Source organism: Bradyrhizobium sp. (assembly GCF_047605465.1).
GTDB lineage: Bacteria > Pseudomonadota > Alphaproteobacteria > Rhizobiales > Xanthobacteraceae > Bradyrhizobium.
The window spans coordinates 111,583-134,323 of sequence record NZ_JASGFS010000002.1 but is presented as its reverse complement, the minus strand read 5'-3'; the positions used below and the strand labels follow the sequence as shown (position 1 = coordinate 134,323).

The window sequence follows — 22,741 nt, the reverse complement described above, 5'->3', positions numbered from 1 at the left end:
GAGTGTCAGCCCTGAAACACGAAGCAGGGATAGATCTCGCGCAGGCACGCCAGAATCTCCCGCTGCACTTCCGATGTCTCCAGATCGTCGTCGCCACTCGCTCGCCTGGCTTTTCTCGCGTTCAGGAAATTCACCAGCGCGGCGCCCAGATCACCCTTGATCTTGTTGAGATGGCCAAGCTGCATGTGGCAGTCGGCCATCAGGTCCAGCTGGCTCCGGTTCGTCGCGTAGCGCAGATAGCCGCCATAGAGGGCTTCCGCCTCGTCAAGGCGCCCGGTCTCTTTCGTCACGTTGGCGAGAACGCCGATGAGGTCCTTTTCACCGTCGAGGGCAACGAGCGAGCGGAGCAGTTGGCGCGCCTCCTCCCATTTCCGCTCGGCGACGCAGGCCATCGCCGCTTCCCGCCGGCGCAAAACCTCGGTGCGGCCCGCGTTGCGCCGCGCATTCGCGGCATGATGGGCGATGTCCGTATCGCCCGGAGAGAGCGCGCACGCTCGCTCGTAGAACGTCGCGGCGGTGCGGAGATCGCCCTTGCGATTGAAGAGATGGCCGAGTTGAAGATGGATGTCGGCATCATCTGGATGATCGGCGAGAAACTCGCGATACGCCGCCTCGGCTCCCTCGAAGTCGCCCATCTCCTTGAGGGCATGGCCGAGCTGGACCCGGACGCCGGGGTTCACCTTGCCCGAGGAGATCGCTTCGGCATATCCCTTCGCGGCCCGCGCCCAGTCCTTCCGGTCCCTGGCCTTGTCCGCGCCCTTGACCAGTTCGTGCGACGTTCGTCCGCGAACACCGCCGTCGAACAGCGAATGCAGGGCATCGTCGATGTAAGCCGCAAGCGCCATCACGACACCCGATGCATCGATATGTTGCGCGGGTCGATCCAGACCGGCTTGGCCGTCTCCCGCGCCAGCAGCCTGAGCTCGACGAAGCGATGGTGGCTCGCAAGGTCGATGCAGAAACTGCCGGCGAAGGGGCCGCAGATCGACAGCTCCTGCAGCACGTCGAGGCCGGAATTCGCGACCACATCGACGTGAAGAATCTGGTCCTGCTGCAGGATGTCCAGATCGATGCGCCAGGTTCCGGGACGCAGGCTGCGCTTGGGACCGGTCAGGACCCAGCCGTCGCTGAGCACCCAGCCGCGCTGTTCCATCCTGGGCGCCTGCCGCAGGATGTCCGGGGCGACCATCCAGCCGCCTTCGGACATTGCGCGGACGAAAATGAGCGCTTCACGCCCGTTCTCATCATAGGCGAAGCCGGTCGGCAGGGTCCGCGCGCAGGCCGGATCGCTCTTGTCCTCTTCGAGATTGAGCGAGTCCCAGAGCGCCGGTCGTCCTTCCTGATTGGCGATGCGCACGATCTTCTTGATGGCGGACCGCCGCTCGAGCACGCGGCGGCGCAGATCGAAGTCGAACGCCAGCAGCTCGGTGGGCGCCGGATCGCGCGCGCAGATCTGCCTGAACGCATATCTCAGGAAGGCCGCGTGGTCGTCGGGCGCGAAATGCTCGAGGTTCTCGATCAGGACCATCTGGTCCTGGGCACCGCAGATGTCATGCGCCGTGCCGCCCGCCAGAGGCAGCGGACGCGCCCATTTGCGCGAATAGAGCGCGTTGACGATCCTGAGCCGGTCGGTTCCGCCCTTGATCGCCCGGGCGAACAGTTCGCGGTCCGCCACGGTGAGTTCGTCCTCCGAGAGCGCGAGCGCGCGCGCCCAGGCATCGATGAAGGCCGCTGGTGCGAAGGAAAACACCTTCTTCAGCGTATCGTTGTCCTCGGTGCTGAGCCCCAGCCCGATGGACGCTTCGTCCGGGACGGCAAAGGCCTCTTCGAGTTGCTTAAGCTGCGTTGCGATAGTCACGGCCCCCGCCTATGGATCGCATGATGTGTCCGAGATACCGCGTCGCCGCACGTTCGTAGGATCGCTGCCGCAGGAAGTCCGCGCGCTGGTCGTCGTAAAGGGAAAGGAGGTCGCTGCTCTGCGAGAGGCTGATCAGCGCTTCCGCGAGGCAGTCGACGCTCAGCTCCCGAAGAACGTGGCTGACCGGATGCAGATCGCGCAGAACGCCGGACTGCGAGCACAGGATCGGCTTGTTGGCGCTCAACGCTATCCGCGCCGCTCCGGTCGCCGTCTCCGTGGTCTGGCCGTATGGAAAGACGAAGAGATCGCACCGCGACAGCTCCGACAGCAGGCGCTGCTCGGGGATGAACTCGTAATGGCGGCGCACGACGGCGGAGAGGCCGAAATGGCGGATCAGATTCTCCACGATCGCCTGGATCGCGCGCGAGCGGTCATCCTGGATGGCGCAGTTGAAAAGATGCAGTCTCAGGTTCGGCGTGAAGTGACGGGCCATCGCGAATGCCCGAACCAGCATGTCGACATTCTTGTGCGCCGTCAGGAAACCGAACGAGCCGATGTCGAAATGCGTCTTCCTGATCGCCCGCTCGGGCGCGGACGAGGCCGGCAGGCAGCCGTGCGGAACGACGACGGGATTCGGATGGCCGGCCCTCGACAGCGCCTCCGCGTCGCTCGCGGAATGCACGAAGGCTGTCTCGAACGCCTTGCACCAATCCAGCGATCCGCCTTTCCCGGCCTCGGCGACACTGTGCAGCGTGATGAGACGGGTGCGATAGCCCGACTTCGCGATGGCATGCGTGAGCGCGTGCATGTCGCCCGTCGAGAAATGGCCCGGGTGGTGCTGCATCCAGAGCACATCCGCGGCGCCTCGCTCGAGGCGCGCGGCCAGCGTCATCATCGCCTGATAATTGTTGCCCCAGATCCGCGAGACGCGCGGATCGTCGGAAGAGCCGGTCGCCTCGCCGTGGGTCTGGGCGAGGATCTCGGACAGATGGTCGGTCAGGACCGTCCCCTGATACAGGTGCGCCGCGTAGGTCGCGATGCCGCAATTCCTGCCCCAGGACGTCACGACGTCGATCTTCGGAGGAGCGCCTTTCGGCAGCGATACCGACGGCGCAGATCCCGGCCGATGCTTGGCGACCGCGAACAGCGTCCGCCTGGCCGTCTTCGCCCAGGTGAGATGCGCCTGAACGAAGGTGCGGGCGCGTCTTGCCCGCCGCAGCGCTTCGTCGGGTTCGCGCAGAACCGCCTTCATCTGACGGCCGAGATCCTCGACGTCGGGCTCTGCCCAAAGCCCGAACGTCCCGGAGACGTGCGCCTTGGAGACCGACAGCGTGTAGTCGACGAGCCAGGCGGTATCAGGCCGGCAGAAATCGACCTGGCCGCTATAGTCGGTCGTGACGACGGGAACTTCCAGCGCCATGGCTTCCGCCAGCGGCAGCCCGAAGCCTTCGCCCCTGCTGGGCGCCACCAGCGCATGGGCCGTCTGGTACAGACGAAGCAGTTGCGCATGGGAGTAGGATGCCTCGATGACGCGGATCGGCGCGAGCTTCTCCTCGCTATCGAGCTCGGCGACCAGTCTCGGAATCAGATTGTCGGGATTGGCGAACGTCTTGATCACAAGCTCGACATTGTCGTTCGCCGTGAAGGCACCATGATAGGCGCGGATCAGGCAATCGACGCCCTTTCGCGCGAATCCTGACGACACGTGCAACAGGCGGCTTCGCCCCAGCTTGATGGGGGGCGGCGACAAGCCGGCGTCCAGCACGTGATCCGCGCCCTCCCCGACCACCTCGATCGGAATGGTGACACCGGACTCCACCAGCGCGCGCTTGACGAAGGCCGACGCGACCATGACGAGGTCGAGATCGCGGTTGAAGCGGTCGACCAGCTTGGCCGGGAATTCGGTCTCCTCCCAGGCAAAGCACACATAGGCGTTGACGCGTCCGATCATGCCGCTGGTCGCCGCCGGCCAGGTATTGCGCAGATGGACGTCAAATCGCTCTTCGGCCGGAGGCGCGCTCCGCATGCGCTCCATCACGTCCGGCATCGTATTGAGCAGAGGATCGGTCTGCCAATCCGCTTCGCCGGTGAAGCAGGACAGATCGACCCCCAGCTTGACCAGGGCACGCGCCAGATACCGGTTCACGACCGCGAGACTGTAGTCGCCCTTGAATACGCCGTCGAAATAAACGGACGGACGGGCACCGTCGATCTTTCGGGTGCCCGCCGCCATTTCGAGATCGATCGGGTATGGCGACGTCGGAGCGTCTTCGGCCATGTTGCGCAAGCGGTTTGGTTGAGGACTTGAGTAGAGGTCGCGACGCCGGATCAGCTTGCCAACCGCACTTCCCTGGCGAGCCCGAGTGTCACGGCGCGCTTTTCGAACTGCCGGCAGACACGGTCGTAGATGGGCCCACTGTAATGCGGCGGGTGGCAATGTTCGGCGCTCACGTTCGCGGGCTGGACCGGCAGCACCTGGGCAACGCCGGGCCCGAGGAACATGTGCCTGTTGCCGAGATCAAGATAGGTCTCGGCCAGCATGCCTTCGGCCAGGACGACGTCGTGCGAATCCAGCTCGATGTGGAAATACTCGAACGGATCTTCGAGCTCCTCCTGCACGATCGTGGTTCCGTTGACGAGAAGCTTCGCGGGAATGAGGACGTCCTGAACGAAGAGACAATGGTCTGGCGAGACGAGAAGATCGCGATGCGGGACGTTGTCCGAAAGCGCGCCCTGCTGAATCCTGATCGGCCATGCGTCCCGTGGGCGGTCGATCATCAGCGGATCGAGCACGCGCCTGCCGATCCAGCGGATCGGAGCGCGGCCGCGGTTCAGGGTGAGAACCATGTCGCCGGGACGCAGATCTTCGACCGCGACCTCGCCATACGGCGTCGCGATGCGGGTGCCGCGGAGGAAGCAGGCAAACACCGCGGTATCCGTCGTGGTGTCGAAGGTGATCGTGGAGCCGGCGGGGATGCCCTGGAGCGTGAAGCTCGCGGTGGTATCGAGACCCAAAAGACCAGGATAGTGGAACGTCAGCGTGTTGCCGCTCAGGGAGGCCGAGGTCGCACCGGCGACGGTGATCTTGTCGCCGTTGGACAGGCCGGTCACCACGGGGAACGTCGTCAGGCTGAGATTGATCGCGGCCGGCGTGAGAGTGAACTGACCGGTGCCGCCCGTGTTCTCGAAATTGATCGTGGTGTTGTTGAGCAGGCCGACATTGGCCAGACCGGCCTGAACGTTGATCGCGGAGTTGGCCCCAATGTCGTAGGTCAGCTGCGATGCAGCATTGATGCCGGCAACGTTGCTGGAGACGGTCACGTGGGCGCCGTTGATCGCCTCAAGCGTCGTGTTGGAGGCGATGTTCCCGCCTGCAAGGCTCGTGATCGTGACGTTGACGCCATCGACGATCAGGGTCCCGTTCGCTGCCAGCGAAAGGGTGACATCGTTGTCCGATGGCGCGTTGGAAGAATTGATTGTGTAGGGAGATTGCGTTCCAAGATCGACGGCGAGAGTCATGACGCATCCTTCTAATTTGCAACAAATGCGACTGCACTAAATCGCATGCCTGGGCTGGAACCCGGCAAGATCGAATCACGCCGCCCCTGCTTCGACGGCAAACCGAGCTTCCGAGGATGCGCGTTAACGGCAAATGCCGGGCGCTCATAGGAGATCGGAATGCGCGACGATTTTTTATGGGGCGATAACAAGCGACCGAACTGCGATATTTCTGTTCCATGAAAAACCGTCATGGACAGGACCGCCGCCTCGTTAACGGACCGCATGCAGACATGGGAGCTTGAGCGGCTCCCACTCCTGTTCCTTTACGCGATATGATTCCGTTGAATTCGAGTCAGTCGACGCAAGCGCAACGTCCCCTGATCCTGCTTTTGCAGGGTCCGGTCGGACCGTACTTCCGTGAGCTTCATCAGAGCCTTGCCGATCGCGGCTTTCGCGTCCTCAAGGTCAATTTCAACGGCGGTGACCAGTTCTACGCGCGCCAGGACGGGATCGTGAACTTTCGCGGTTCGCCGGTCCAATGGACGGAATGGCTGAATGCATTGGTCGCCGAGGATACGCCGGCGGCGATCGTTCTGTTCGGCGACAGCCGCCCGTATCATGTCGAAGCGGTGCAGATCGCCGCGCTGCAGCAGATCACCGTCTGGTGCCTCGAAGAAGGATATGTCCGGCCGAACTACGTCACGTGCGAGCGCTCCGGGAACAACGCTCGCTCGCCCCTGAGAGAGGTCGGCGCGCAGAACCGGCGTCATCCGGTGGCGGAAGCCCGTCCGGTTAAGAATCCCATAGGCGCCATGGCACGCTACGCCATCCTCGATGCCATTGCCCGGATTACATTCGGAGCGCCGTTCCACGGCAACGTCCGGCACAGGCATCGCCCGATCCTTCGCGAGTGCGCGCGGTGGGCAACGTCGCTGGTCCGCAAGGCCGTCTACTACCACGCCAACCATTCGATCCTTCGCAGCATCCTGGCGCAGCAACTCCGCGACTATTACGTGGTCGCCCTTCAGGTGCACGACGACCTCAACCTGGTACGGAACGGCAATGGCTGGACCATGGAGCGCCTGATCGACGAGGCCGCACGGTCCTTCGCTCAGAACGCGCCGCCCGGCTCGCGGTTGCTGTTCAAGGTCCATCCACTCGACCGCGGTCACCTGCCCTACCGGAGGCTCATCGCCAAGGCGGCGCGGCAGCACGGCTGCGCGGCACGGGTCAAGGTCGCGGACGATCGACCGATCGGCCCGATGATCCGCCATTCGAACGGTGTGATCACCGTCAACAGCACGTCGGGGCTGATCGCGCTTGAACAAGGCAAGCCGCTTCTTGCGCTCGGCAACGCTGTCTACTGCACGGCAGCGCTGAACACCCTCCCGCCTCGCAGTTCGAGCAAGCTGGATGCGTTCTGGCGCGATGGCGACGTGGCCGATGCCATGGAGGTCAAATCGTTCTTCGCACAGATGTTCGAGGAGAGCCTGATCGGCGGCAACTTCTATCTGCCGGCGGAACGACTGGCGACTGCCGATGCGGTCGCGCACAGGATTCACCAGGAGTTCGTGTCAGCTTGCCTCAAGAAATTGCTTTCGGTCTGCAGGATCCGCAGCCCCAGAATGGGGGAGACCTGGCATGACAGCCTGGCGGGATAGCGTTCCTCCCATCATTCCGGAATGGGCGCCATCCGCTGGCGCTCGGCTCGCAGCGGCAGCGCTCGTCAAGCGCCGGTTTCCAATGTTGCGCGGGGCACTCGAGGCGTCGGATGTCGTCCCCCTCGAACTGTCGATTGCGGCTCCCGACGGTGTCGTCGGTTGGGGTGGACGGATGCAGGCCGACCTCGCACGCCGCTACGCCCGCATGCGCAAGCTGCGCTACTGGTCACTCGAGGATGGTTTCGTGCGATCCGTCGGCCTCGGCAAGGCCGGACACGATGCCGTGTCGATCGTCGTCGACGATCTCGGGCTGCATCATGATCCCGGTCTTCAAAGCCGGCTGGAGCGATTGATCCTGGATGGATCGACCGATGCCGACATCGACTATGCGCGTCAGGTTCGAACCCGGCTCATCGAGGGGCGGCTGACGAAGTACAATCTGAAGGAAGACGATCGCCTCGAGCTGCCCAGATCGGGAAAATCGCGGCGCATTCTTCTCGTCGATCAGGTTGCCAACGACGCATCGATTGCCCATTACGGTCCCGCGGCGTTCCGGCGCATGTGGGCCGACGCACTCGATCAGGACGCGGAGATCCTCCTGCGCGACCATCCCGATGTCATCGCGGGCTTCGCGACGGGTATCCTGCGGCGGATTTCGGAGGCATCGAACCGCTTCGTCCTCGACGGCCGCGGCGCCATCGACAAGGTCCTCGCGGAGGTGGACGAGGTTTGGACCGTGTCCAGCCAGTTCGGCTTCGAAGCTCTCTTGCGCGGCAAGCGCGTCATGACCTACGGAATGCCGTTCTATGCCGGCTGGGGCCTCACGCAAGACTGCGCGGATGACCCCGCCTCGTCGACCGCCCGCGCGCGGCGCGCCCCGAGAACAGCGACACTCGACGAACTCGTCGCGGCCGCCCTGGTGCGGTATCCCATCTATTTCGATCCCGTCGAGAACAAGCGCGTCGGTCTCGACCGGGCCCTCGACCGCCTGTCGGCCTGGAAACGCGAGGCCCACCGGTTCGTCGGCAGCCACATCTGCATCGGGTTTTCGCGGCACAAGCGCAAGACGGCGCGCCTGTTCATGGAGATGCCCGCAGCCGACGTGTCGTTCAAGACGGCGCTTCCGGTCAGCCGCAGGTCCTCGAGCACGAAGCCTCGGCTGGTCGTCTGGGGCCGCGCGACCGAAGTGCCGCACGGTCAGCCTCACTTCACAGTCGAAGACGGGTTCATCAGGTCGGCCGGCCTCGGCGCCGAGTTCGCCAGGGCGCGATCGCTCTGCATCGATCCGGTCGGCATCTACTACGACGCCACGCGGCCAAGCCTCCTGGAGAACATCCTCAACGAGACTGTCTTCGACGATGCCCTGCTGCAGCGCGCCAGGCACCTCCGAGCCTCCATCATCGATTCCCGGATATCGAAGTACAACATCTCGAAGCAGCCCTTCGACGCAAGCTGCCTGAAGACCGACCGGCCGATCGCCCTTGTCGCCGAGCAGGTTCCGGACGACGCCTCGCTGCAGTTCGGCATGCCGGTGCACGGAAACAGCCTCGATCTCCTGTGCTGGGTGAGGAAGACCCGGCCGCGCCATTTCATCGTCTTCAAGCGGCACCCGGATATCCTGAGCGGAGCGCGGCGAAGCGAATATTCCAGTCTCGACTTCTGGGGGCATGCGGACTACGTCCTCGACAGGAAGGTCGATATCGGCTGGCGCGGCATCGACGAATGCCACAGTTCGACCTCGCAGATCGGGTTCGAGGCGCTGCTGCGCAACGTCAAGACCTACTGTTATGGCGCACCGTTCTATAGCGGCTGGGGCCTGACCAACGACAGCACGCAGATCCATCGACGGCGGCGAAAGCTGTCACTCGACGAGCTCGTCGCCGGTGCGCTGATTCTCTATCCATCCTACCGATGCTGGCGATCGCGACTTCCCTGCGAGCCGGAAGACGTCATTCGTGACATCATTTCCGACAGGGACGGGCAACCCCTCCGTACCGCCGGACAGTATCACGAGGACGGTTGATGCCCGCGGTGTTCGACATATCGAGGCTCGTTTCGCGTGCCGGGTTCGACACGCCGACCGGCATCGACCGCTTCGAGTTGAACTACGCCAAATGGGCGATCGAACGGTTCGGCAAGGATCTTCATTTCGTCGCGAGCGGCGCATTCGGCCATCGGGGTATCCCGCCCGCAGCGGCGCGCGCGCTCATCACCGCGACCAGCGACAAATGGCGATCGAGTTCCGGCCTCGATGATCAAGCCACGACGCTTGAACGGCTCGCCCGTCGGATCGACGAGCCGGTGTCGATGGCGGACATCCACATCGGCAACCGCGGATCCGGATCGGCCACGCTGGCGGTAACGAGAGCCCTGAACGCCGCTATCGCCCTTGTGTGGTCTCCATCGACCGTTCCTCCATCGTCGTTATTCATCCACGTCTCGCATTCCCAGATTCACCGTCCGTCGAGCTATGGCTGGTTGCCGCGGCGCGCCTGCCTGCCCCTTTTCTACCTGCACGATCTGATTCCGCTGCTCCGGCCGGAGTTCAGCCGCGCCGGCGAATCCGATCGTCACAGAAAGCGCGTCCAGACGATCCTGCGCCTGCATCAGCTGATCCTCTGCAATTCGCAGACGACGGCGCGGACCCTCGACGAACTGGCAGGCGCCGAGGGGCTCGCGCAACCGCTGACGGCGGTCCTTCCGCCGGGGATCGAGCCGACGTTCCTCACATTCGACCCACGCGCGCGGGTTCGAACGAGACGGCCCTATTTCGTTTGCGTCGGGACGATCGAGCCGCGCAAGAACCACACCTTCCTCCTCGATATCTGGCGTCAGTTCGTCGAACGTCACGGCGCCGCCGCCCCGCGTCTCGTCATCGCGGGCCGCCGTGGCTGGGACAATTCTCACGTCTTCTCGCTGCTGAACGATCTCTCCGCATTCCAGGGCTCGGTGATCGAGGCCGACGGATTGAGCGACCGGGCGCTCGCGCGGCTGATTGGCGGTGCTTCGGCACTGCTCGCCCCGTCGCATGTCGAAGGATATGGAATGCCGGTCGCCGAGGCGCTGGCGATCGGGACGCCCGTGATCGCGTCCAACATCCGCGCGCACCGCGAGGTCTCGCGTGGCCGCGCTGTGCTGCTGGATGCCCTCGACGGGCTCGGCTGGATGTTGGCCATCGATGCCTATCTGCGCTCTCCAAGGCGCATCGAACACTGCGAACAGAAGCATTGGACGTGGCGTGCGCATTTCGACGCGCTGCACCGGCTGCTCGCGAGTTCGGGATTGGCGCCGACCGTCGAGCACAAGCCTCGCCTGGTCAGCGGGGGACGCTCGCCAGCGATCGGTGTCGGAGACGCATCATGTCAGCCGCTCTAGACTCCGCCGTCAGGACCAGCGTCGTCGTCACGAAGCCGCTGCCGGTGAGGCGCCTTGCCATTGCCGACAGCGACGCTCGTCCAGCGCCCGCGCACCGATCGAACTGGCGTCAGGCACTCTTCGTGGTCGTCGTCGCCATTCCGACGCTGGTCGCCGTGGTCTATCTGACGTGCATTGCCGCCAACCAGTACACTTCGGAAACGCGATTTCTCGTCCGCAGTCCGCAACGGGCATCGTCCGGCCTGATCAGCGGGTTTCTGCAAAGCACCGGCTTTGTTCGCGCCCAGGACGACAGCTATGCCGTCACCGACTTCGTGAAGTCCCGCGATGCCGTGGCGCGTCTCGCCGCGCGACACCATTTGCGCGACATGCTCTCGCGGCCAGAAGCCGATATCTTCACCAGGTTCCCCTCGATCTGGCACGACGCGACGGCGGAAGGCCTGTTCCGACACTACCTCGGATTCATCAAGGTTCAGACCGACAGCGCGAGCGGGATCAGCACCCTTGAGGTGCGCGCTTTCCGGCCTGACGATGCGCGCGCCCTGGCGCTTTCACTGCTCGAGGAATCCGAGGCGCTCGTCAATCGCCTGAACGATCGTGCCCGGCAGGACGCGATCCGCTCCGCGCAGGCCGAGGTCGATGGCGCCGAGCATCGCTTCGCGGACGTGCAGGAACAGATCGCCGAATTTCGCAATCGCGTCGCAATGGTCGACCCGGACAAGCAGGCGACCTCGATTCTCGACCTGATATCGAAGCTGTCGCTCGACGCCGTGGAGAAGCGCGCCCGCATCTATGAAATCGAGCGCCAGGCGCCCGCAAGTCCGCAGGTGCCCGCGCTGCGCGCAAGCATCGCCGCCCTGGAAGACCAGATCGCACGCGAGCGCAGCCGCGTTGTCGGCGGCAACGCATCGATCGCCGCAAGCCTCTCGCAGTACGAGAGCCTGTTGCTGCAGCGTGAACTCGCCGCGCGAAGGGTGAATTCCGCCTCGGTCTCGCTCGAAACGGCCCGCCTCGATTCGCAGCGCCAGCAACTTTACATCGAGCGCATCGTCGAACCCAACATGCCGGATCATGCATCTCACCCGAAAGTGATCTACTCCATCGTCCTGACGCTGATCATTGCCTTGGCGGTCTATCTCATCATTCGCGCCTGCGACCGCTATCTGCACGAGCACGCCGAACAGGAACTCTAGCCGATGATCCGCGCGTCCGACATCGTCAAGGTCTATCCAAGCGCGGGCGGCGCCAAGCGCGTCCTGGATGGTGTCAGCTTCTCGATCGCCAAGGGCGAGAAGGTCGCGGTGCTCGGCAGGAACGGGGCCGGAAAATCGACATTGGTCCGCATCCTTGCAGGGATCGAACAGCCGACGTCCGGCAGCGTCGTGCGCGGAATGTCGATGTCGTGGCCGCTCGGGCTCTCCGGAGGATTTGGCGGCTCGATGACGGGATATGATTGCGCCCGCTTCGTTTCCCGCGTTTACGGCCGGGAATGGTGTCAACTCTGTAACTATGTCGAGGAATTTTCCGAACTCGGCCGCTACCTGGCGATGCCGATCAAGACTTATTCATCGGGTATGCGGGCCCGGCTGGCGTTCGGAATCTCGCTTGCGGTCGACTTCGACTGCTACCTCGTCGACGAGATCATTTCGGTTGGCGACAAGCGGTTCCAAAAGAAGTCATTTGACGAGTTGTTCGGACGCCGGAAAGATAATGCGATGATCATCGTTTCGCACAATTTCGAGGTGATCCAACAGTTTTGTTCCGCCGTCCTCGTGATCAAGGACGGAAAGGGCCGCATGTTCGAGGACAAGCGAAAGGCATTCAGCATCTATGCGACACTCTGATGCATGGACACCCTCCGAAAGTACGCCACCTCAGCTGGTTGACGAATCAAGACCTTGCACCCTAGATTTTAAAGCTAGAAAAGTGGAGCAATGTCAGGACTTTATGCTGATATAAAAAATTATCAGACATAAGAATTTTTGCAGTGCCGGCAACCAGGGACTGACAATGCATCGCAGATACGAGCCAAGCAACATTCCCATCGAGATCCTGCGCTCATTCGTGAGCGTGCTGGATACCGGAAGCTTCACCAAGGCGGCGGCGCGATTGAACATCACGCAGCCCGCCATCAGCGCGCAAATCAAGCGGATGCAGACCCTGGTCGGCGAGGAACTCTTCCGTAAGGAAGGCGCCGGCATATCGCTCACCGAAAGGGGCGAAGCCGTTTGCAGATATGCGCGACGCATCCTCGCGCTCAACGACCAGATCCTATGGTCGGGCCGCAGCAACAAGAGATTTCGCATCGGCCTTCCGTCCATTCTCGGCGGACAGCACCTCGGTCCCTTGAAGGCTGCCCTGGACGCCGAGAACTTTCGATCGGTCCAGATCGTCTGCGACCGGTCCGATCAGCTCCTGAAGCGCGTGAGCTCGGGCTTGTTCGACGCCGTCGTTGCGTTCAGCGCCTCCGATACGGAGGAGGTTGCGCCGGCGATCGAGTGGCAAGAGCCGCTGGCATGGATTTGCCATCCGGAATTCGTGCTCAGCCCCGGCGCGCCATTGCCCTTGCTGACCTGGACGGATGCAGTGACCGACATGATCGCAGTGAGAACCTGCGAACGCGCCCAGGTCAGCTATACATCGGAGTTCGTCGGCGATCAGATCGCGGCCCACATCGAGGCGCTGCAGCTCAAGCTGGGCTATCTCTGCGTCGCCGAGCGAACCACGCCGGCCGGCATGAAGATCGCCAAGGACTATTTTCTTCCCAAGCTTCCCACCATGCATGCCGGAATATACAAGAACACGGACGCGCCGGATGCACGGCTCGACGCGCTCGTGAAATGCCTGGCCAGGGTGTTCGCGCCTGCGCAATCGACGAAGTCGGCGACCCCTCCCCTTGCGCCTGCCCTCGAAGCTGCGCCCGGCGGCCCGACCACCTCGGCACAGCGGTCCCGCGATCCCCAGCTCAGGCAAGTCACCGTCGCAGAGCGAGCCAGCGACAGCGGCACGGAAGCCAGGCGATACCGTGACAAGGCCAACGAAGCGCGCCAACTCGCCGAACTGGCGGATACATCGGCTCGGCGAGACAGTCTCCTGAACATCGCATCCAATTACGAGCGAACCGCGCAGCATCTGGAGGTTCTCTCAAACAGCCAGTTCCTGCCGCCCGGTTCCTGAGCGCAGGGTTAAGCTCGGCTGATAATCCCGCCGCATTTCCTTTGGAAGTGCGAGTTGGCGCCGTGTGACCGATCCTCCGCACATGGGTTGCGAGCGACGGTCGCGACTCCCCCAATCGACGCTCGGCGACGGACCTGCACGGACCGGTGATGTCATTTGCGTCTATCGGATTTAAGCCATTGATGACCCATCAAATTCCAGCGCCGGAACGTTCACCGATCAAGCAAGAAGCTGCAAATTATCCTTTCGGTCCAAGAGGATCCTGCCCCGACGGCCGGACGCTTCGGCAAGGACTGGATGATGGATTCCACGACGGAAATAAAACGCGCCGCCAGGGCACGCCTGAAGAGCAGATATCTGATCGCGCTGACCGATCCGACGCTGTGGGTCATCACCTATGGCGCTGCGCTGATCGCCGCGATCGTGATCGGCGCTTCGCTGATCGTGAATGATTTCCGTCAGCGCGCGATCGACCGCAACGAAGCCGAGCTCGACAACGTCTCGCGGCTGCTGGCTCAGCACTTCGATCGCCACTTCGACGAAATCAGCGCGGCCGAACACTTCGTTGCGGCTCTTGTCGAGCGACAGGTGTCGCCGTCCAGCGACTACGTCTCGTTCGTGAGAACGGAGCAGTTTCAGAGACTCCTGCGCGACCAGGTGAGCGTCTCCCCCGACAATTCCTCGCGGATCAGCCTGTTCGATCGCGACGGAAATCTCATCGTCTCCTCGGAAGACTTTCCTCCGCCGCCGGTCAACATCTCCGATCGCAACTACTTCAAGCTGCTCAAGGACGGCCATGTCACGGCGGATTCCTCGCCGCAGATCGAGCTCATCGACAGCAGAACGCATCGCGAGAAGCGCATCGTCATCGCCCGCGGCATTCTCAGGGACAACCAGCTCATCGGCGTCATCGCCCGGACCATTCCCCCCTCGGAGCTCGAACGCTTCCTGTCGTCGACCGCGAGCAACGAAAGAATGACGCTGCTGGTGAGCGACACGTCCGGGGTCATTGCCCGCTATCCGACACTCGCCATCGGTCGCGAACAGAAGCTGCTCGAGACGTCCATGGGCCCCAGCGACGTCACGACCGGCAAGACGTCCGCCGGGCCTCCCGGTCCGCACGCCGACAATCAGAACATCGTGTCCGTGCGCCGGCTGACCCGCTACCCGATCACCGTCATCGCGGCGACGCGATTGTCATCCGCATTGGCGAGCTGGCGCGACGAGACACGCACGCTGTTCCTGATCGCCAGCCTCGCCGCCGTCGTGACCGGCCTCATGCTCATCTTCGTCATTCGTCATCTGAAGGAACAGACCCGCCGGCTCGACGTCGCACTCAGCAACATGCCGCAAGCCCTGTTGCTGTTCGACGCATCGGAACGGCTCATCGTCAGAAACAAGAGATATTCCCAGATGTTCGGCTCGCCCGAGCATCTTCTGATCGGACGCAAGCTCAAGGACATCGTCAGGGATTGCGGAACCGAAGGCATCCGCGCCGCCGCCCTCAGCCTCTATCGAGACGGCGTCCGGGAGGCGTTGCGCCTCACCAGCCGAACGCAGCGGGTTCTCGGCCTGCCGGACGGGCGGTCCTTCCAGATCGTCAGCCAGGCCCTCAACGGCGGCGGCTGGGTTTCTACCATCGACGACATTACCGAGCGCCGCAGGGCGGAAGAACTCATGATCAAGCTCGCGCAGTATGATGTCCTCACCGGACTGCCCAACCGCGCGGCCTTCCTCGAGCATCTCCGGCAGGCGCTGCTCAGGTCGGACAAGGACGGCTTGCTGGCCGTCCTATTCGTGGACCTCGACGATTTCAAGACCGTCAACGACACGCTTGGCCATCGCGTCGGCGATCAGCTTCTGCGGGCTGTCGCGTCGCGGCTAAAGGCTTGCATCCAGCCCGGCGAATTCGTCGCACGGCTCGGCGGCGACGAGTTCGCGCTGACATGCGCCTGCGATGAAAGCCACAGCCGGGTGCTGGATCTGATCCAGCGGATCTACGATGCGACCCGGTTCAACCACGACTGCCTGGGTCACGCCCTGACGATCGATGCGAGCGTCGGTATCGCAATGGCGCCGCGAGACGGAGAAACGGCCGACGCCATCATCCAGAGCGCCGATCTCGCAATGTACGCAGCCAAGGCCGAGGGCAAGAAGGCCTACAAGTTCTTCACCCCCGCCATGGAGGCGCGAGCGCGCGAGCGGCTCCTTCTCGAGACCGAGCTTCGCAAGGCGCTGGCGAGCGGCGAGATCGAAACCCTGTTCCAGCCGATCTACGATCTGCGCGTCAATCGCATCGTCGCGTGCGAGGCCTTGGCGCGATGGCGGCATCCGGCGCACGGGTCCGTCTCGCCCACGACGTTCATCCCGATCGCCGAACAGGCCGGCCTGATCGGCGAGCTCGGGGACATCGTCCTGCGTCAGGCTTGTCGGGAAGCGGCAAGCTGGCCCGGCGACATCTCCGTTGCAGTCAATGTCTCGCCGCTTCAGCTGCGCAATCCGGTGTTCTCGCTCAAGGTCGTTTCCGCGCTTCACGCCACGGGGCTGCCGGCGTCCCGCCTCGAAATCGAGATCACGGAGGCGGTCCTGATCGGCGACGATGAACTGGCGCTCAAGATCCTGCATGAACTGCGCGCCATCGGCGTCAAGATCGCGCTCGACGATTTCGGCATCGGCTATTCGTCGTTGAGCTACCTGCTCCGCTTTCCCTTCGACAAGATCAAGATCGACAAATGCTTCATCGAAGGATTGACGAGCCAGGATACGTCTCGCGGGATCGTCAGAGGCGCAATCGCCATCGCGTCCGAATTGCGGATGGTGGTGACGGCCGAAGGCGTCGAGACCGAGGAGCAACGAAGCGAGCTCCGCAAGCTGAACTGCGACCAGATCCAGGGATATCTGGTCGCCCCGGCCCTGACCCGCGACGAGGCGATACGAATGCTGGAGGGCCCACCGTCGCGGGAAGCACGCTCGTGACGCGCCGACACGCGCCAGGCCAGTCCCGCTTCACGGGTATCGATGGTCCATAAACCGGCGTGATGGAAGCACACCCCAAGCATTAATGGCGAATCGATATTTTCGCCGGTGATGTTCGATCTTGGGGAGCGTTCGATGTGGGGCAATCGGCAATCAGAGCGCGATTTCGCGCTGGCGCAGGCGCAAGCCATCAGCAAGTCTCATGCGGTCATCGAGTTCGATCTGGAGGGCCGGATCATTCGGGCCAACAGCAACTTCCTCGACGTCATGGGCTACGCGCTCGACGAGATCAAAGGACGGCATCACAGCATCTTCATGCCGGCCGCAGACCGGGATGCACCTGACTACAAGCAATTCTGGGCAAGCCTCAATCGTGGCGACTGCCGATCCGGGCAGTTCAAGCGGATCAAGAAGGACGGCAGCCCGATCTGGATTCAGGCTGCCTACAATCCGATCCTCGACAGGAACGGACGTCCCGTCGCAGTGGTCAAGTTCGCGCAGGACATCACCGTCGAGAAGGCGAAGGCCGCCGAGGACGCCGGCAAGATCGAAGCCATCGACCGGGTGCAGGGGACGATCGAATTCGATCTCGACGGTACGATCATCACCGCCAACCGGAATTTCCTCGACGTGGTGGGCTATCCGATCGAGGAGATACGCGGCCGGCATCACCGCATGTTCGTCGAGCCGGCCATGGCGTCGAGCCCTGCGTACAGGGAGTTCTGGGCCACCCTGAACAGCGGCCAGCACCTCGCGGCCGAATACAAGCGGCTGGCAAAGGGCGGCCGGGAGATCTGGATTCTCGCCTCCTACAATCCGATCCGCGACGAGACCGGCAAGGTCCTGAAGATCGTCAAGTTCGCCACGGACATCACCGCGCAGAAAGTGCTGGCGGCGGATACCGGTGGACAGATCGACGCCATCAAGAAATCGCTGGCCGTGATCGAGTTCGAGATGGACGGCAAGATTCGCTGGGCGAACGAGAACTTTCTCGGCGCAGTGGGATACAGCCTCCAGGAGATCAAGGGCCGGCATCACAGCATGTTCGTCGAACCGGCCGAGCGTGCCTCTCCGGCCTATGCCGAGTTCTGGCAGAAGCTCAATCGCGGCGAATATCAGCAGGCCGAATACAAGCGGCTCGCAAAGGGTGGCCGCGAGATCTGGATCCAAGCGTCCTACAATCCGATCATGGATCTGAACGGAAAGCCGTTCAAGGTCGTGAAATATGCGGCCGACGTGTCGGCGCAGGCGCTCGCCCGCGCCAAGGCCGAAAGAGCGCGGGGCCTGATCGATTCGGTCGCGGCCGGCAGCGAGGAGATGAACGCATCGATCCGCGAAATCTCGGAGACGATGGTCAAATCGCGCCAGACGACCGCGAACGCATTCGGGCAAGTCGAGGCGGCGGACGTTCAGGCCAAGCGCCTCAGTTCGGCGGCCGAGGCCATGAGCGGCATCGTTGATCTGATCGGCAGCATCACGGGGCAGATCAATCTGCTGGCGCTCAATGCGACGATCGAGTCCGCCCGGGCCGGCGAAGCCGGCAAGGGCTTTGCCGTGGTCGCTTCGGAGGTCAAGGGCCTCGCCAATCAGGCGAAGCAGGCGACCGAGAAGATCACGGGGGAAATCGACGCGCTGAACCGCGTGTCATCCGACGTCATTTCCGCGCTCGCTGCGATCCGCGGTGCGATGAGCCATGTCAACGAGTATGTGGCGAGCACGGCTGCAGCCGTTGAAGAGCAGAGCGCGGTGACCAACGACATGGCGTCGAACATGCAGCGCGCGGCCAGTGAGCTTGCCTGAGTCGAGATTTGAAGACAGCCCCGAAGGGCCCGGAGCGCACGCCGGGGCTGGCATCCACGTTCAAACTCCGGGCCCTCAGCCCGCTGGGAGGTTATGCAGGCTGTTCGCAATCTTTGACGACAAGATCGAATCTTTGCAACTTTTGATGGTTCATAAGCAGGCCCTATCACAATCGAAACTTATCCGTCGGACAGGTCAGCGATGGCAGGGGAACATACAGCCGAAATTATTTCGTTCCCCGGCACGTGGAAACAACGCCAGGCAGGACTCAGGACACGGGGGTTGAACAGCGATCGAAGCCGGCGGACGGACTCCATTTCCGCGCTTCATCATCCATCAATTTCAGTGTGCGGCCCAAAGCTTCTGATCAGGTCATCCAGCGCGACCGTGCACGGCCAGCCATCAGGCCTTGGCCGGACGCACGGTCAGGCCACATTGCCCCGCCTACGCCACCTCGCTGCGGAAATAGCGGAACGCTCTCATCAGAGGCTCATCGGACAAGCCGAACAGGATGCTGTCCGTAGTGGCCTGATGAGAGAAGTGTTGCCAGGTCGGTATGACGACGGTGTCGCCGCGGCTCCATTTGAAGGTGGTGGGACCGACGACGGTTTGTCCGCTCCCCTCCATCACAACGAAGATGCGATTGGCCGTCGAACGCTGGCCCCGCCCCTTGAAACCTGTCCGCAGCTTCTCGACGGTCAGCCCCATCATCGGCATGTCCGGAGTTTCTAGGCCGATGATGCCGTCATTGCGACCTTCGGAATCAGGCAAGGCTTTGTCCAGCTTCATGGCGATCGAGTCGCGCGTGAAGCGAAACGGGGAAGACGCTGCGACGGAGTTGATCGGCTCATATTTCTGAGGATACTCCTCGATAAACATCGCTTCGGTCAGGTGCACCGATGGCAGATCGAGTCCATCGAGCCAATATGCGGGCTCTTCGCCTTCGTGGCCGTGCCCATGCCAATACGTTCCCGGCGTGAGGACGACGTCGCCGCTTTCCATCGCCATCTTCGTGCCGTTGACGATCGAGTAGCTTCCCTTGCCATCGATGATGACCCGCAGAGCGTGAGCAGAGTGGCGGTGTGACGGAGCAATCTCGCCGGGAAGGATCATCTGGTAGGCACAGACGAGTGTCTTCGTCGTCGCGAAATTGTTTCCCGGAAACGGATTCCGTAGGATCAGATTACGGCGTTCCGCATATGCGACGTCGATGAGGTCGCCGGCGGCAGCCAGCGCATTCCTGACATCCTGATAGGCCCAGTGATGAGCTCGGTAGCTGGACCGAGGCTCCTTCCAGAACAATGGTTGTTCACGCGACACCCAGCCCGGGGTTACATCCAGGCGTTCGGCTTCAACGTAGAGATCATCGAGCGTCTTCACTGCGGTCTTTGGCGCGGCCTGACCCATGGTAGCTCTCCCACGATAGTTGCCTGATTTTCGTTCGGGTTCTGTTGCGCACTTGCGGCCGTCACGTCCGCCTCGGCGAGGATCTGGAGGCATTTCACGAATACCGGGCGCAGGTAGTCGGGCAGAGGCGAGAGGAGGGCTTGTTGGGCAGCAGAGGCGCGCTCCACTGTCTTCAACAACGCGCTGCGCCCCTGGGGCGTCAAGACGATCTCGATCGCCCTCCTGTCCTCCTTGCGCGGCTGACGGCTGACCAGCTTCCGTTCGAGCATGCGTTGCAGCATCTCGCCGGACGTGCTCCGGTCGAGATGGAGCTGGTTTCCGAGCTCGGTTTGCGACAGCGGACCCATCTGAAAAAGAGTCAGCAGCACTCCGAACTGGCGAGGGGTCAGATCGCCCTGCCCTGTGTGAGCTTCGTAGAGAGCCGCCGCTCTGCTATCGAGCTGCCTCAGCAAATAGCCGGGAGCACGATGAAGGACGAAATCGTCCGCCAGTCGTCTCGCCGCCTCGTGCTCGACCTCCGTCGCGCCGTCGTCACGTCGGTCGACGCCGCCGCGCTTCGATTTTGACACTGATGTTCTGCTGTCGGATGGCATTGGCGAACTCTTCGGCTGTTCAGCGATGGCCCGTTCAATCGCCGTGCACTGGAACTGTCATCGCCCCGAGTCCGTCGCAACCTGCGGAAATGATATCGCCCGGCTTGACTGAGCCGACGCCCTCGGGGGTTCCCGTCATAATGACATCGCCCGGATGCAGGGTATAGGTGTCGGAAGCCAACTCGATCAGGCGCGCGATCCCAACCGTCATCGCCCCGGTGGACGATTTCTGCTTGTAGTCCCCATTCAGCTTGAGCCAGAGATCGAGATTTGCGGGATCGCGCACGTCGTCCGCGGTCGTGAGCCAGGGTCCCAGCACGCAATAGGTATCGGCCGACTTGCGAAAGCTTCGGTCTTCAGCACCACGAACGGTCATGTCGAGACCGACGCAGTAGCCTGCCACGTAGTCGAATGCCCGATCGGCGGATACCCTGCGGCACGTCTTGCCGATGACGACGCAAAGCTCGGCTTCGAAGTCGTTGCGGCGATCAAGCCAGTTCAACCGGACGCCGCTGTGCGGGCCCGATATCGAGGAATTGGCCTTCAGGAACAGACCGAGCTTCTCGACCGGACGCTCGACGCCCTCCAACTGCTTGTTGTGCAGATTGTGGTGGACGGCGGGATCCGCGGCGTCGATCTCGACATGAAGCCGATAGTTCGCCGGTGCCGCCATGACCTTGCTGGGATTGGCGACGGGGCTCAAGAGCCGGACCTGATCGAGGCGATAGGCTTTCGCTTTGGCCCTCACCTCGCCGACGGCCTCGCGAACCGAGTCGAGGCGGCGGATGAGTGCGTCACCGGGGGGAAACGGCCATCGGTATGAGGGCAGGCGATCGAGGGCACTCGACACGTCGTACACGACGTCGCCTTCCACCAGGCCCAGCTGATCTGAGTCAAATCGGCAAAGCCGCACGCTGGCCTCCCTATCTCATTTGTCCGTATACCTACATATAAAATAGCCTGCGTCAACGACAAGGCCAGAAATTATTGCTAATTTCCTAGAATCTAGATATGTATACCTACATATTAAAGCGTCGTGCCAAGCGACTCGACGAAAAAACCAGGGAGGGATGCCCGTGACGCTAGAGACAACAACCCTGCGCAAGGTCACGTGGCGCATCATTCCATTTCTCGTTCTTTGCTATTTTCTCGCCTTCGTTGACCGCATCAATGTCGGCATCGCCGCCCTGACGATGAACCGAGACCTTGGCCTGTCGCCAGCCGTGTTTGGTTTCGGTGCCGGACTGTTCTTCGTTTCGTATTTCTTCCTGGAAGTCCCTTCCAACATCCTGATGCAGAAAGTCGGCGCCCGCCGATGGATCGCACGCATCATGATCAGTTGGGGGATCGTCTCGGGCGCAACGGCGTTCGTGCAGGGCACGACCAGCTTCTACGCGGTTCGCCTGCTGCTCGGCGCGGCCGAAGCTGGTTTCTTTCCGGCGATCTTGTTCTACCTGAGCTGCTGGTTTCCGGAACGCGCGCGCGCCAAGGTCTTCGCATATTTCCTTGCAGCCGTGCCCCTGGCGGGAATCATTGGTTTTCCGGTGTCGGGAATTTTCCTTGCGCTCGATGGCATCTGGGGCCTGAAGGGATGGCAGTGGCTTTTTCTGATCGAAGCATTGCCTACGCTCATTGTGGCGATCGTTGCCTACTACTACCTCACCGATCACCCCGGCGAAGCGACATGGCTTTCGGACGAGCAGCGCAAATGGCTGCTGGATCAGCTTGCCCAGGACGAGCGCCAGCGCAAGGGACGCGCGAAGGTCGGGAATTGGGTCAACCTGCTCGATGTGCGCGTTATCTGCTTCGCCACCATCCACTTCTGCGGCAATCTCGCGATCTACGGCCTCGGCTTTTTCCTGCCGCAGATCGTCAAGGCATCCGGCTTCAGCAATTTCGATGCGAGCCTCGTCTCCGCATTGCCTTACATTCTCGGGGCCGTCGGCATGCTCTTCTGGGGCTGGTACTCAGCCGCCGGACGCGCGCGGATGGGAGTCTTCCTTCCCTTTGTCGTCGGTACCATCGGCTTTATCGGCGCAGCAGCGTCGGGCAATCCGGTCCTCATGATCGCATCGCTCTGCGTGGCGAGCTTTGGCGCACTCGGATACGCCCCGGGCTTCTGGACCTTGCCCACCTCGCTTCTTTCGGGAACGGCGTCGGCGATCGCGATCGCGGCGATCAACTCCGTTGGTAACTTCGCGGGCTTCTTAGGGCCCTACACCATCGGATATCTGCGCGAGACGACAGGCAGCTTCGACGCGGGGCTGTTTGCCAGCGCGGCCGTGATGGCCATCGCGGCGCTCCTCGTCCTCGTCGCGACACGCAGCAGCCGTTCCGCGAGCGCTTCCGTCCCGCAGGACGTCGAAGTCGATGCAGTTTCGGCACCCCACTAG

General features: G+C 62.6%; 16 protein-coding genes. 9 read left to right on the top strand and 7 right to left on the bottom strand.

The window, feature by feature from the left end:
* Window positions 1–5: 5 nt before the first annotated feature.
* The 4 genes from QM712_RS02550 to QM712_RS02535 are packed head-to-tail and all read right to left on the bottom strand — an operon-like array spanning window position 6 to window position 5,377.
* Window positions 6–845 (bottom strand): tetratricopeptide repeat protein, encoded by an 840-nt coding sequence (locus tag QM712_RS02550; protein ID WP_415021461.1) that lies wholly within the window; start codon window positions 843–845, stop codon window positions 6–8.
* Complete coding sequence (locus QM712_RS02545; protein ID WP_415021460.1) at window positions 845–1,858, bottom strand: hypothetical protein; 1,014 nt, start codon at window positions 1,856–1,858, stop codon at window positions 845–847. The genes QM712_RS02550 and QM712_RS02545 overlap by 1 nt, the downstream gene beginning before the upstream one ends.
* The gene (locus QM712_RS02540; protein WP_415021459.1) at window positions 1,836–4,136 is read right to left on the bottom strand and encodes a glycosyltransferase family 4 protein; all 2,301 of its coding nucleotides are present in this window, start codon (window positions 4,134–4,136) and stop codon (window positions 1,836–1,838) included. The genes QM712_RS02545 and QM712_RS02540 overlap by 23 nt, the downstream gene beginning before the upstream one ends.
* 50 nt (window positions 4,137–4,186) lie before the next feature.
* Window positions 4,187–5,377: a Hint domain-containing protein gene (locus tag QM712_RS02535; protein ID WP_415021458.1), complete on the bottom strand. Its 1,191-nt coding sequence runs from the start codon at window positions 5,375–5,377 to the stop codon at window positions 4,187–4,189.
* Between the two features lie 323 nt (window positions 5,378–5,700).
* Here QM712_RS02535 and QM712_RS02530 point away from each other — a divergent pair, with 323 nt between their 5' ends.
* The 8 genes from QM712_RS02530 (at window position 5,701) to QM712_RS02495 (ending at window position 18,348) form a co-directional block, all read left to right on the top strand.
* Complete coding sequence (locus QM712_RS02530; protein WP_415021457.1) at window positions 5,701–7,020, top strand: capsular biosynthesis protein; 1,320 nt, start codon at window positions 5,701–5,703, stop codon at window positions 7,018–7,020.
* Complete coding sequence (locus tag QM712_RS02525; protein WP_415021456.1) at window positions 7,001–9,043, top strand: capsular polysaccharide biosynthesis protein; 2,043 nt, start codon at window positions 7,001–7,003, stop codon at window positions 9,041–9,043. The genes QM712_RS02530 and QM712_RS02525 overlap by 20 nt, the downstream gene beginning before the upstream one ends.
* Window positions 9,043–10,395 (top strand): glycosyltransferase family 4 protein, encoded by a 1,353-nt coding sequence (locus QM712_RS02520; protein WP_415021455.1) that lies wholly within the window; start codon window positions 9,043–9,045, stop codon window positions 10,393–10,395. Before QM712_RS02525 ends, QM712_RS02520 begins: the two co-directional genes overlap by 1 nt.
* The gene (locus QM712_RS02515; RefSeq protein WP_415021454.1) at window positions 10,380–11,588 is read left to right on the top strand and encodes a capsule biosynthesis protein; all 1,209 of its coding nucleotides are present in this window, start codon (window positions 10,380–10,382) and stop codon (window positions 11,586–11,588) included. Before QM712_RS02520 ends, QM712_RS02515 begins: the two co-directional genes overlap by 16 nt.
* Before the next feature lie 3 nt (window positions 11,589–11,591).
* A complete protein-coding gene (locus QM712_RS02510; RefSeq protein WP_415021453.1) occupies window positions 11,592–12,239 on the top strand; it encodes an ABC transporter ATP-binding protein in 648 nt (215 codons plus the stop codon).
* Window positions 12,240–12,405: 166 nt separating this feature from the next.
* Window positions 12,406–13,572 carry a LysR family transcriptional regulator gene (locus QM712_RS02505; protein ID WP_415021452.1) on the top strand — a complete coding sequence of 389 codons (1,167 nt, stop codon included), beginning with the start codon at window positions 12,406–12,408 and terminating at the stop codon, window positions 13,570–13,572.
* A gap of 300 nt (window positions 13,573–13,872) precedes the next feature.
* Complete coding sequence (locus QM712_RS02500; protein WP_415021451.1) at window positions 13,873–16,548, top strand: EAL domain-containing protein; 2,676 nt, start codon at window positions 13,873–13,875, stop codon at window positions 16,546–16,548.
* 135 nt (window positions 16,549–16,683) lie between these two features.
* Window positions 16,684–18,348 (top strand): methyl-accepting chemotaxis protein, encoded by a 1,665-nt coding sequence (locus QM712_RS02495; protein ID WP_415021450.1) that lies wholly within the window; start codon window positions 16,684–16,686, stop codon window positions 18,346–18,348.
* A 444-nt stretch (window positions 18,349–18,792) separates the two neighbouring features.
* On the opposite strand, the gene QM712_RS02490 is transcribed toward QM712_RS02495, so the two are convergent.
* From QM712_RS02490 to QM712_RS02480, 3 genes are read right to left on the bottom strand one after another with little or no spacing between them, the layout of a single operon-like run.
* Window positions 18,793–19,755 carry a cupin domain-containing protein gene (locus QM712_RS02490; protein ID WP_415021449.1) on the bottom strand — a complete coding sequence of 321 codons (963 nt, stop codon included), beginning with the start codon at window positions 19,753–19,755 and terminating at the stop codon, window positions 18,793–18,795.
* Window positions 19,725–20,324 (bottom strand): MarR family winged helix-turn-helix transcriptional regulator, encoded by a 600-nt coding sequence (locus tag QM712_RS02485; RefSeq protein ID WP_415021448.1) that lies wholly within the window; start codon window positions 20,322–20,324, stop codon window positions 19,725–19,727. The genes QM712_RS02490 and QM712_RS02485 overlap by 31 nt, the downstream gene beginning before the upstream one ends.
* 58 nt (window positions 20,325–20,382) lie before the next feature.
* A complete protein-coding gene (locus QM712_RS02480) occupies window positions 20,383–21,207 on the bottom strand; it encodes a fumarylacetoacetate hydrolase family protein (protein ID WP_415021447.1) in 825 nt (274 codons plus the stop codon).
* A gap of 211 nt (window positions 21,208–21,418) precedes the next feature.
* On the opposite strand from QM712_RS02480, the gene QM712_RS02475 reads away from it, so the two are divergent.
* Window positions 21,419–22,741: an MFS transporter gene (locus QM712_RS02475; RefSeq protein ID WP_415021446.1), complete on the top strand. Its 1,323-nt coding sequence runs from the start codon at window positions 21,419–21,421 to the stop codon at window positions 22,739–22,741.

Excerpts from the sequence above, each read along its gene's own strand:
- QM712_RS02540 (WP_415021459.1), bottom strand. The coding sequence starts at position 4,136 with ATGGCCGAAGACGCTCCGACGTCGCCATACCCGATCGATCTCGAAATG.
- QM712_RS02495 (WP_415021450.1), top strand. The coding sequence starts at position 16,684 with ATGTGGGGCAATCGGCAATCAGAGCGCGATTTCGCGCTGGCGCAGGCG.
- QM712_RS02490 (WP_415021449.1), bottom strand. The coding sequence starts at position 19,755 with ATGGGTCAGGCCGCGCCAAAGACCGCAGTGAAGACGCTCGATGATCTC.
- QM712_RS02475 (WP_415021446.1), top strand. The coding sequence starts at position 21,419 with ATGCCCGTGACGCTAGAGACAACAACCCTGCGCAAGGTCACGTGGCGC.
- QM712_RS02515 (WP_415021454.1), top strand. The coding sequence starts at position 10,380 with ATGTCAGCCGCTCTAGACTCCGCCGTCAGGACCAGCGTCGTCGTCACG.
- QM712_RS02505 (WP_415021452.1), top strand. The coding sequence starts at position 12,406 with ATGCATCGCAGATACGAGCCAAGCAACATTCCCATCGAGATCCTGCGC.
- QM712_RS02535 (WP_415021458.1), bottom strand. The coding sequence starts at position 5,377 with ATGACTCTCGCCGTCGATCTTGGAACGCAATCTCCCTACACAATCAAT.
- QM712_RS02500 (WP_415021451.1), top strand. The coding sequence starts at position 13,873 with ATGGATTCCACGACGGAAATAAAACGCGCCGCCAGGGCACGCCTGAAG.
- QM712_RS02525 (WP_415021456.1), top strand. The coding sequence starts at position 7,001 with ATGACAGCCTGGCGGGATAGCGTTCCTCCCATCATTCCGGAATGGGCG.
- QM712_RS02510 (WP_415021453.1), top strand. The coding sequence starts at position 11,592 with ATGATCCGCGCGTCCGACATCGTCAAGGTCTATCCAAGCGCGGGCGGC.
- QM712_RS02520 (WP_415021455.1), top strand. The coding sequence starts at position 9,043 with ATGCCCGCGGTGTTCGACATATCGAGGCTCGTTTCGCGTGCCGGGTTC.
- QM712_RS02550 (WP_415021461.1), bottom strand. The coding sequence starts at position 845 with ATGGCGCTTGCGGCTTACATCGACGATGCCCTGCATTCGCTGTTCGAC.